8 protein-coding genes are annotated in these 10392 nt (G+C 68.8%); 6 read left to right on the plus strand and 2 right to left on the minus strand.

The window, feature by feature from the left end:
* Position 1: 1 nt before the first annotated feature.
* The gene (gene rpoC, locus BM333_RS15075) at positions 2-4198 is read left to right on the plus strand and encodes a DNA-directed RNA polymerase subunit beta' (protein ID WP_092313635.1); all 4197 of its coding nucleotides are present in this window, start codon (positions 2-4) and stop codon (positions 4196-4198) included.
* A 98-nt stretch (positions 4199-4296) separates the two neighbouring features.
* Here rpoC and BM333_RS15080 read toward each other — a convergent pair whose 3' ends face one another.
* Together BM333_RS15080 and BM333_RS15085 are read right to left on the minus strand one after the other, a co-directional pair.
* Positions 4297-5091 carry a hypothetical protein gene (locus BM333_RS15080; protein WP_143105854.1) on the minus strand — a complete coding sequence of 265 codons (795 nt, stop codon included), beginning with the start codon at positions 5089-5091 and terminating at the stop codon, positions 4297-4299.
* 62 nt (positions 5092-5153) lie between these two features.
* A complete protein-coding gene (locus BM333_RS15085; RefSeq protein WP_092313641.1) occupies positions 5154-5801 on the minus strand; it encodes a hypothetical protein in 648 nt (215 codons plus the stop codon).
* Between the two features lie 84 nt (positions 5802-5885).
* Between BM333_RS15085 and BM333_RS15090 the strand changes: the two genes are divergently transcribed.
* The 5 genes from BM333_RS15090 to BM333_RS15110 form a co-directional block, all read left to right on the plus strand.
* Positions 5886-6209, plus strand: a complete 324-nt coding sequence (locus BM333_RS15090; RefSeq protein WP_092313644.1) for a TonB family protein — start codon at positions 5886-5888, stop codon at positions 6207-6209.
* Positions 6210-6477: 268 nt separating this feature from the next.
* Entirely contained in the window at positions 6478-6849 is a 372-nt protein-coding gene (gene rpsL, locus BM333_RS15095) for a 30S ribosomal protein S12 (protein WP_056453566.1), read from the plus strand.
* A 38-nt stretch (positions 6850-6887) separates the two neighbouring features.
* Positions 6888-7361 (plus strand): 30S ribosomal protein S7, encoded by a 474-nt coding sequence (gene rpsG / locus BM333_RS15100; protein ID WP_092313647.1) that lies wholly within the window; start codon positions 6888-6890, stop codon positions 7359-7361.
* Between the two features lie 138 nt (positions 7362-7499).
* A complete protein-coding gene (gene fusA / locus BM333_RS15105) occupies positions 7500-9581 on the plus strand; it encodes an elongation factor G (protein WP_092313650.1) in 2082 nt (693 codons plus the stop codon).
* 89 nt (positions 9582-9670) lie between these two features.
* Positions 9671-10392, plus strand: a 722-nt coding sequence (locus BM333_RS15110; RefSeq protein WP_143105855.1) for an elongation factor Tu, incomplete at its 3' end; no start/stop codon positions are given.

Below are 10392 nucleotides of genomic sequence, written 5' to 3' on the forward strand. Positions count from 1 at the left end.
GATGAACCAGGAAGTCCTGAACATCTTCAACCCGGTCCCGGTCACCCCGACCTTCGACCAGATCCGGATCGCCCTGGCCTCGCCGGAGAAGATCCGCTCGTGGTCGTTCGGCGAGATCAAGAAGCCGGAGACGATCAACTACCGCACATTCAAGCCCGAGCGTGACGGCCTGTTCTGCGCCCGCATCTTCGGTCCGACCAAGGACTACGAGTGCCTGTGCGGCAAGTACAAGCGGATGAAGTACAAGGGCATCATCTGCGAGAAGTGCGGCGTCGAGGTCACCCTGGCCCGCGTCCGTCGCGAGCGCATGGGCCACATCGAACTGGCCTCGCCGGTCGCCCACATCTGGTTCCTGAAGTCGCTGCCGAGCCGCATCGCCCTGATGCTGGACATGGCGCTGAAGGACGTCGAGCGCGTCCTGTACTTCGAGAACTACATCGTCACCGAGCCGGGCCTGACCCCGCTGAAGCAGAACCAGCTTCTCACCGAGGACGAGTTCTACCGCTACCAGGAAGAGTTCGGCGACGACGGCTTCACTGCCGAGATCGGCGCCGAGGCCGTGCGCAACCTGCTGATGGGCATCGACCTCAACGCCGAGGCCGAGAAGCACCGCGCCGAGCTGGCCGACAACCCTTCGGAAATGAAGGCCAAGAAGGCGTCCAAGCGACTGAAGCTGATCGAGGCCTTCCTCGAGAGCGGCAACAAGCCTGAGTGGATGATCCTGACCGTCGTGCCGGTGATCCCGCCGGAGCTGCGCCCGCTGGTGCCGCTGGACGGCGGCCGCTTCGCCACTTCGGACCTGAACGACCTCTACCGTCGGGTGATCAACCGGAACAACCGTCTGAAGCGCCTGATGGAGCTGCGGGCGCCGGACATCATCATCCGCAACGAGAAGCGGATGCTGCAGGAGTCGGTCGACGCCCTGTTCGACAACGGCCGCCGCGGCCGCGTCATCACGGGCGCCAACAAGCGTCCGCTGAAGTCGCTCGCGGACATGCTGAAGGGCAAGCAGGGCCGCTTCCGCCAGAACCTTCTCGGCAAGCGCGTCGACTACTCGGGCCGTTCGGTCATCACCGTGGGCCCCGAGCTGAAGCTGCACGAGTGCGGCCTGCCCAAGAAGATGGCGCTGGAGCTGTTCAAGCCGTTCATCTATGCGCGACTGGACGCCAAGGGCCTGTCGGGCACCGTCAAGCAGTCCAAGCGCATGGTCGAGCGCGAGCAGCCGCAGGTGTGGGACATCCTCGACGAGGTGATCCGCGAGCACCCGGTGCTGCTGAACCGCGCCCCGACGCTGCACCGCCTCGGCATCCAGGCCTTCGAGCCGAAGCTGATCGAGGGCAAGGCGATCCGTCTGCACCCGCTGGTCTGCACCGCCTTCAACGCCGACTTCGACGGCGACCAGATGGCCGTGCACGTCCCGCTGAGCCTTGAGGCCCAGCTGGAAGCGCGCGTGCTGATGATGTCGACCAACAACATCCTGTCGCCGGCCAACGGCAAGCCGATCATCGTGCCGTCGCAGGATATCGTGCTCGGCCTCTACTACCTGTCGCTGGTCAAGGACGGGGAGCCGGGCGAGGGCAAGCTGTTCGCCAACATGGGCGAGATCGACGCCGCGCTCGACGCCAAGGTCGTGACCCTGCACACGAAGATCAAGGCCCGCTGGACCGAGATGAACGCCGCGGGCGAGGTGGTCACCAAGGTGATCGACACCACGCCGGGCCGGATGAAGCTGGGCGCGCTGCTGCCGCACAACCCCAACATCGGCTACCGGCTGCTCGAGAAGAACCTGACCAAGAAGGAGATCGGCAACCTGATCGATCAGGTCTACCGGCACTGCGGCCAGAAGGCGACGGTCATCTTCGCCGACCAGATGATGCAGCTCGGCTTCCGCGAGGCGGCCAAGGCCGGCATCTCGTTCGGCAAGGACGACATCGTCATTCCGCAGAAGAAGGTCGAGTACGTCGAGGAGACCCGCAAGCAGGTCGAGGAGTACGAGCAGCAGTACGCTGACGGCCTGATCACCAAGGGCGAGAAGTACAACAAGGTCGTCGACGCCTGGGCCAAGGCCACCGACAAGATCGCCGACGCGATGATGGGCGAGATCGCCCAGCCCCGCGTGCTGATCAAGGGCCAGAACCCCGACATCAACTCGGTGTTCATGATGGCCAACTCGGGCGCCCGCGGTTCGCAGGCGCAGATGAAGCAGCTGGGCGGCATGCGCGGCCTGATGGCCAAGCCCTCGGGCGAGATCATCGAGACGCCGATCGTGTCGAACTTCAAGGAAGGCCTGACCGTGCTGGAGTACTTCAACTCCACCCACGGCGCCCGTAAGGGTCTGGCCGACACCGCCCTGAAGACCGCCAACTCGGGTTACCTGACCCGCCGTCTGGTGGACGTGGCGCAGGACTCCATCGTCACCGAGGAAGACTGCGGCTCGACCCGCGGCATCACCCTGCGGGCGGTGGTCGAGGGCGGCGACGTGCTGGTCTCGCTGGGCCAGCGGGTGCTTGGCCGCTACGCGGCGGAGGACATCAAGGAGCCCGGCACGGACAACGTCCTGTTCCCGGCCGATACCTACCTGCAGGAGGAGGAGGTCGAGGCTCTCGAGGCCGCCGGCGTCCAGTCGGTCAAGGTCCGCTCGGCCCTGACCTGCGAGGCCGAGGCCGGCATCTGCGGCATGTGCTACGGCCGTGACCTTGCCCGCGGCACCAACGTCAACATCGGCGAAGCGGTCGGCGTCATCGCCGCCCAGTCGATCGGCGAGCCCGGCACCCAGCTGACGATGCGGACCTTCCACATCGGCGGCACCGCCCAGGTGGCCGAGACCTCGTTCTTCGAGGCCACCAACGCCGGTACGGCCCGGATCACGGGCCCGACCGTCAAGGCCGCCCACGGCGACCTGGTGGCGACGAGCCGCAACGTCGTGGTCACCGTGGTCGTCGACGGCAAGGACCGGGAGACCCACAAGGTCCCGTACGGCGCCCGAATCCGCGTCAAGGAAGGCGGCGACATCGCGCGCGGCCAGCGTCTGGCCGAGTGGGACCCGTACACCACCCCGATCCTTACCGAGGTGGCCGGCGTCATCCGCTTCGAGGACCTGGTCGAGGGCCTGTCGGTCAAGGAAGAGACCGACGAGGCCACCGGCATCGCGCAGCGCGTGGTTTCCGACTGGCGCGCCAGCCCGCGCGGCTCGGACCTGCGTCCGGCCATGGGCGTCACCGTCGGCGACGCCTACGCCAAGCTGGCCTCGGGCTCCGACGCCCGCTACCTGCTGCCGGTCGGCGCGGTTCTGTCCGTGTCCAACGGCGACGAGGTCAAGCCGGGCGAGATCATCGCCCGCGTGCCGACCGAGGGGGCCAAGACCCGCGACATCACCGGCGGTCTGCCGCGGGTGGCCGAGCTGTTCGAAGCCCGGCGTCCGAAGGACTGCGCGGTCATCGCCGAGATGGACGGCCGCGTCGAATTCGGTCGCGACTACAAGAACAAGCGCCGCATCAAGATCACGCCGGAGGTCAACGCCGACGGCGAGCAGGGCGAGGCGGTCGAGTTCCTGATCCCCAAGGGCAAGCACATCTCCGTCCACGACGGCGATCTGATCCAGAAGGGCGACTACATCATCGACGGCAACCCGGATCCGCACGACCTGCTGCGCATCCAGGGCGTCGAGGCGCTGGCCGAATACCTCGTCAACGAGGTGCAGGAGGTCTATCGACTGCAAGGCGTGCCGATCAACGACAAGCACATCGAGGTGATCGTCCGCCAGATGCTGCAGAAGGTCGAGGTGCTCGATTCCGGCGAAACCACCCTGATCCGCGGCGACACGGTCGAGGTGGCGGAAGCCGCGCTGGAGAACGCCAAGGTCGAGAAGCGCGGCGGCCGTCCGGCCATCACCCAGCCGGTCCTGCTGGGCATCACCAAGGCGTCCCTGCAGACCCGCAGCTTCATCTCGGCGGCGTCGTTCCAGGAGACCACCCGCGTCCTCACCGACGCCTCGGTCAACGGCAAGCGCGACACCCTGGAAGGGCTGAAGGAGAACGTCATCGTCGGCCGCCTCATCCCGGCCGGCACCGGCGCCTACCTCCGCTCGCTGCAGAAGATCGCCAACGAGCGCGACGCGGTCCTCACCCAGGCCCGCGAGGACGCGGTCGAGCCGCTGCCGGCCGACCTGGCGCTGGAGCTGGAGCAGTCGGAAGGCTGATCCGGGTCCTGACGACCTGAACTGGAGGGGGCGGTCCCGGTGACGGTGCCGCCCTTTTTCGTGGCTGCCGCCGCGTCGTACCGGCCCCGGAAACGGCGTCAGTCGCGGGGCGAGGGGGCTCCAGGCGTCAGCGGCGCGCCGCTCGCCCGCGGTCCATCGCGGCGGGTGCGAAGGGGGCCGGTCGCATCCGGCCTCAGCGACGGATCGAGATGAGCCCCGGCGCAGCCCGTACCGAAATTGGAGCCGACGCAGTCCGCCGGCCCGACCACGCCGACGCCGCCCGACAGCGGCCGTCGCCGGGCTTCGTAGCGGGCAAGGGCGCGGGCGCCCTCGGCGGCGAAGCGGGCGTCGCGCGCCGGATCGCCCGTGCCGGTGATCGCCGGCCCGGTCCGGGCCGCCGCCCGCTCGTCGCAGACGGCCTGTTCCGCCGCGGTCAGGGCGTCGCGGACGGCGCAGCCCGGTGTGCGGGTGCGGAGTGCCTGTCCGATGCGGTCGCCGAGGGTGCGCGGCCGCACCTGCCACGCATCAACGTCCGCCGGCGTGGCCGGCGCGCCCGGGACCGGCGCGGCGAGGCGGGGAACCGGAGCGACCGGGGCCGTCTCCGACGCCTCCCGCCGGTCCGCCGTGGAAGATGACGGCTCCGACCTTGCCGCTTGGCGTGGATCGGAGGGCGCGGGCGTCGGTCGCGGGACCCGCAGAGCCTCGCCGGGCAGCAGCGGCCGCGGCTCGAGCTCGACCAGCATCACCCGCTCAACCGCCGGAAGGTCCAGCCGCACGGCGCGCAGGCCCAGCAGGCCGAGGACGGCGAGATGGACGACCAGGGAGCCGGCGACCAACGCCGGCGTCCGCCAGCGCCCGCCGCTCGCCGCTGCCGCCCCGGTTCCCGCCCGCATGCGTCCTCCCTCTCCACCATGAGGGGAGCGGGCGAGCGTGGCCGCAATGGGGCGCTCGCCGCTCAACGCTCGCTGAACAGGGAGCGCAACCCGGGATAGGCGCCGCCGTCGCGGGTGTAGGAACGCCACGCCTCGTTGGCCTCCGCCTGGCGTTCAAACCCGGCTTCGCGTCGCTGGCGCGGGGACGGATCGTCGTTGGGCAGAAGGTCGGCCCGCGTCAGGGGCGGCGGGTCGCGGTCGGTCGCAGGGCCGACCGCGCACAGCCTCTGGCCGAGCGGGTTGTCCGGGGCCGCGGGGCAGGGGAGGCGCGCGGGCCGGCCGAGGCCGGACCTCACCCGCCATGGATCGGGGATGGCGGCTGCACCGGCGGCCGCGCCGGCGGGCGCGTCCGGGAGCCGGATCCGCGCCGAGGGCCGGTCCGCGGGGCGGGGCGCGGGCATCCGCGCCCCCGCCACGGCTTCGCCGCGCCGCCCCCCTGGCACGGCGGCGGCCGCTTGAGCCCGGGCCGTCGCGGCGCGGGAAGCGGGCGCTGGTACGAGGTCCAAGGGGATGACGATACGGGTCTCCGGCGCCGCGCCGGGGGTGAGCCGGGAGGTGGTCAGGGCCAGAGGGGTGAGGATGGCCAAGTGGTTCGCGGCCGAAAGGGCGGCCAGCGCTGCGGTGCGCCGCCGGGCGGCCTGCCTCGTCGGTCCGCCCGCGTCCAGCCGCATGCGCCCTCACGATCCACACGCTAAGGTTAGGCGCGCGAGCGTGGCGGGATTGGGGCCGCCGCAGCTCTGTGGCAGGCTTCTCGCATGATCCTGCTCCCGCTTTCCGTGCTCGTCGCGATGACCGATCCGCTTCAGGAGCCGACGCCGGCCCCGCCGCCGCCGGCGCATCGCCTCGATGAGGTCGTCGTCGAGGCGCCGCCGGCCAACGAGGGGGAGGTGGTCCTGAGTTGCGCCGTGCGCCGGAGCGGCCAGATGGAGGACTGCCGGGTCGAGAGCGAAACTCCGCCCGGACGACGTTTCGGCGAGGCGGCCCTGAGAAGCGCCCGCCAGGCCCGCATCGCCCGCGGCGATCGCCACGCCGGAGGCGAGCGGGTCACCTTCACGGTCCGCTTCCGCCTCGCCGACTGACCGCCGCCCTTGACCTGGCGCCCCCCGGCGCGTAGAAGCCGCGCACTTTCGAGAGGGCGTCTCCGGACGCCTCCGCGATCGTGACAACCGAAGACACGGGCTGCGCCCGCCGGAACGTCCCTAGCGCGCGTTCCGGCTTTTGTGTTTGTCGCGGGACCGGCTCGGAACCTCACCCGGGGACGGCGACGTCGTCGTCCGAAAAGAAGGCCACCGGGGCGCTCCGGCCGAAAGGCACACGCCCCCATCGATCGAAGAGAACGAGTACCCGATGCCCACGATCAACCAGCTGATCCGCAAGCCGCGCGCCCCCAAGCCGGTCCGCAACAAGGTCCCGGCCCTGAAGGGCTGCCCGCAGCGCCGCGGCGTCTGCACCCGCGTCTACACCACCACCCCGAAGAAGCCGAACTCGGCGCTGCGTAAGGTCGCCAAGGTGCGCCTGACCACCGGCATCGAGGCCGTGTGCTACATCCCGGGCGAAGGCCACAACCTGCAGGAGCACTCGGTGGTCCTGATCCGCGGCGGCCGCGTCAAGGACCTTCCGGGCGTGCGCTACCACATCCTCCGCGGCGTGCTCGACACCCAGGGCGTCAAGGACCGCAAGCAGCGCCGTTCGCACTACGGCGCCAAGCGTCCGAAGTAAGCCGCAGCGCCCAGAAGATTCAGAGAAGGTAACACCCCATGTCGCGTCGTCACCGCGCCCAGAAGCGCGAAGTCCTGCCGGATCCGAAGTTCGGCGACCTGATCGTCACCAAGTTCATGAATTACGTCATGTACGAGGGCAAGAAGGCCGTCGCCGAGAACATCGTCTACGGCGCTTTCGACATCCTCGCGGACAAGAAGAAGGAGCAGACCCCGGTCGAGACCTTCCACGCCGCGCTCGACAACGTCGCCCCGGCGGTCGAGGTCCGGTCGCGTCGCGTCGGCGGCGCCACCTACCAGGTGCCGGTCGAGGTTCGTCCGGACCGCCGTCGCGCCCTGGCCATCCGCTGGCTGGTCAACGCCGCCCGCAACCGCGGCGAAAACACCATGACCGAGAAGCTGGCCGCCGAGCTGCTCGACGCCTCGAACAACCGCGGCACCGCCGTGAAGAAGCGCGAGGACACCCACAAGATGGCCGAGGCCAACCGCGCCTTCAGCCACTACCGCTGGTAACGCCTTAAAGGGGCCCTCCGGGGCGCCTATCTACCGACTATCCGGCGCGGGCGGTTTGAGCTAAATCGCCCGCGCTCGCTTATCCGACATCCCGAGGCGCCAGACAGCGGCGCCGCATTGACCGCAAGGCACGCTCCCATGCCCCGCACGCATAAAATCGAAGACTACCGCAACTTCGGCATCATGGCCCACATCGACGCGGGCAAGACCACGACGACCGAGCGGATCCTCTATTACACCGGCAAGTCGCACAAGATCGGCGAGGTCCACGACGGCGCCGCGACCATGGACTGGATGGACCAGGAGCAGGAACGCGGCATCACCATCACCTCGGCCGCGACGACCGCCTTCTGGCAGGGCAAGCGCCTGAACATCATCGACACCCCCGGCCACGTGGACTTCACCATCGAGGTCGAGCGCTCGCTGCGCGTGCTGGACGGCGCCGTGACCGTGCTGGACGGCAACGCCGGCGTCGAGCCGCAGACCGAGACCGTCTGGCGCCAGGCCGACAAGTACAAGGTTCCGCGCATCGTCTTCGTCAACAAGATGGACAAGATCGGCGCCGACTTCGACGCGTCCGTGCAGTCGATCCGCGACCGCCTCGGCGCCAAGGCGGTGCCAATCCAGTTCCCGATCGGTTCGGAATCGAACCTCAAGGGCCTGGTCGACGTCGTCGAGATGCGCTCGGTCGTCTGGGACAACGACGCCCTGGGCGCCAACTTCACCGTCGGCGAGATCCCGGCCGATCTGGTCGCCAAGGCCAATGAAGCCCGCCAGTACCTGATCGACAACGCCGTCGAGCTCGACGACGAGGCCATGGAGGCCTACCTCGAAGGCGAGGAGCCCTCGGTCGAGACGCTGAAGAAGTGCATCCGCAAGGCGGTGCTGACCGGCGCCTTCTACCCGATCCTGTGCGGCTCGGCGTTCAAGAACAAGGGCGTGCAGACCCTGCTCGACGCCGTCGTCGACTACCTGCCGTCGCCGGTCGACATCCCGCCGACCCCGGGCATCGACTTCAAGACCGAGGAGCCGGTGACCCGCAAGGCCTCGGACGAGGAGCCCCTGTCGGTGCTGGCGTTCAAGATCATGGACGACCCGTTCGTCGGCTCGCTGACCTTCTGCCGCCTGTACTCGGGCAAGATGGAGACCGGCCAGTCGCTGCTCAACTCGACCCGCGACAAGAAGGAGCGCGTCGGCCGCATGCTGCTGATGCACTCCAACAACCGCGAGGACATCAAGGAAGCCTACGCCGGCGACATCGTCGCCCTGGCCGGCCTCAAGGACACCCGCACCGGCGACACCCTGTGCGACCCGATCAAGTCGCCGGTCATCCTCGAGCGCATGGAGTTCCCGGCCCCGGTGATCGAGATCGCCGTCGAGCCCAAGTCCAAGGCCGACCAGGAGAAGCTGGGCGTCGCCCTCGCCAAGCTGGCCTCGGAGGATCCGTCCTTCACCGTCTCGACCGACCACGAGTCCGGCCAGACCATCCTGAAGGGCATGGGCGAGCTGCACCTCGACATCAAGATCGACATCCTGAAGCGGACCTACAAGGTCGAGGCCAACATCGGCGCGCCGCAGGTGGCCTATCGTGAATCGATCAGCCGCAAGGCCGAGATCGACTACACCCACAAGAAGCAGACCGGCGGCACGGGCCAGTTCGCCCGCGTCAAGCTGGTGTTCGAGCCGGGCGAGCCGGGTTCGGGCTTCGTCTTCGAATCCGCCATCGTCGGCGGCGCGGTGCCCAAGGAGTACGTCCCGGGCGTCGAGAAGGGCCTGACCTCGGCCAAGGAGAACGGCCTGCTGGCCGGCTTCCCGCTGATCGACTTCAAGGCGACCCTCATCGACGGCGCCTTCCACGACGTCGACTCCTCGGTGCTGGCCTTCGAGATCGCCTCACGCGCCGCCTTCAAGGAGCTGCGCGAAAAGGGCGGACCGAAGCTGCTCGAGCCGATCATGGCGGTCGAGGTGGTGACGCCCGAGGAATACCTGGGCTCGGTCATCGGCGACCTGAACGGCCGCCGGGGCATGATCCAGGGGCAGGACATGCGCGGCAACGCCACGGTGGTGAACGCCTTCGTGCCGCTCGCCAACATGTTCGGCTACGTCAACACCCTGCGCGGCATGTCCCAGGGCCGCGCCGCCTTCACCATGCAGTACGACCACTACGACCCGGTGCCGCAGCACGTCGCCGACGAAGTGATCAAGAAGTACAGCGCCTAAGCACCACCGCGTAACCGGCGGGCCGCCCGGGCCCGCCGGATCCCCGAAACCCGAAGGAACGCCCCCGCCCAGGGGACGGAGAGAAGAGAATGGCCAAGGAAAAGTTCGAACGCACGAAGCCGCACTGCAACATCGGCACGATCGGTCACGTTGACCACGGCAAGACGACGCTGACGGCGGCGATCACGATGACGCTGGCGAAGGCGGGCGGCGCGAAGGCGATGGCCTATGCGGACATCGACGCGGCGCCGGAAGAGAAGGCGCGCGGCATCACCATCAACACGGCGCACGTGGAGTACGAGACGGCGAACCGTCACTACGCCCACGTCGACTGCCCGGGCCACGCCGACTATGTGAAGAACATGATCACCGGCGCGGCGCAGATGGACGGCGCCATCCTGGTGGTTTCGGCCGCCGACGGCCCGATGCCGCAGACCCGCGAGCACATCCTGCTGTCGCGCCAGGTGGGCGTGCCGGCGCTGGTGGTGTTCCTCAACAAGGTCGACATGGTCGACGACGAGGAGCTGCTGGAGCTGGTCGAGATGGAGGTGCGCGAGCTGCTGAGCTCGTACCAGTTCCCGGGCGACGACATTCCGATCACCAAGGGCTCGGCCCTGGCGGCGGTCGAGGGTCGTGATCCGAAGATCGGCGAGGAGGCCATCCTGGCGCTGATGCAGTCGGTCGACGACTACATCCCGCAGCCGGAGCGTCCGATCGACCAGCCGTTCCTGATGCCGGTGGAGGACGTGTTCTCGATCTCGGGCCGCGGCACCGTGGTGACCGGTCGCGTCGAGCGCGGCATCATCAAGGT

The sequence above is a fragment of the Brevundimonas viscosa genome (genome assembly GCF_900116065.1).
GTDB lineage: Bacteria > Pseudomonadota > Alphaproteobacteria > Caulobacterales > Caulobacteraceae > Brevundimonas > Brevundimonas viscosa.

Coding starts and splice junctions, on each gene's coding strand:
- rpoC (WP_092313635.1), top strand. CDS start 2: ATGAACCAGGAAGTCCTGAACATCTTCAACCCGGTCCCGGTCACCCCG.
- BM333_RS15080 (WP_143105854.1), bottom strand. CDS start 5,091: ATGCGGGCGGGAACCGGGGCGGCAGCGGCGAGCGGCGGGCGCTGGCGG.
- BM333_RS15085 (WP_092313641.1), bottom strand. CDS start 5,801: ATGCGGCTGGACGCGGGCGGACCGACGAGGCAGGCCGCCCGGCGGCGC.
- BM333_RS15090 (WP_092313644.1), top strand. CDS start 5,886: ATGATCCTGCTCCCGCTTTCCGTGCTCGTCGCGATGACCGATCCGCTT.
- rpsL (WP_056453566.1), top strand. CDS start 6,478: ATGCCCACGATCAACCAGCTGATCCGCAAGCCGCGCGCCCCCAAGCCG.
- rpsG (WP_092313647.1), top strand. CDS start 6,888: ATGTCGCGTCGTCACCGCGCCCAGAAGCGCGAAGTCCTGCCGGATCCG.
- fusA (WP_092313650.1), top strand. CDS start 7,500: ATGCCCCGCACGCATAAAATCGAAGACTACCGCAACTTCGGCATCATG.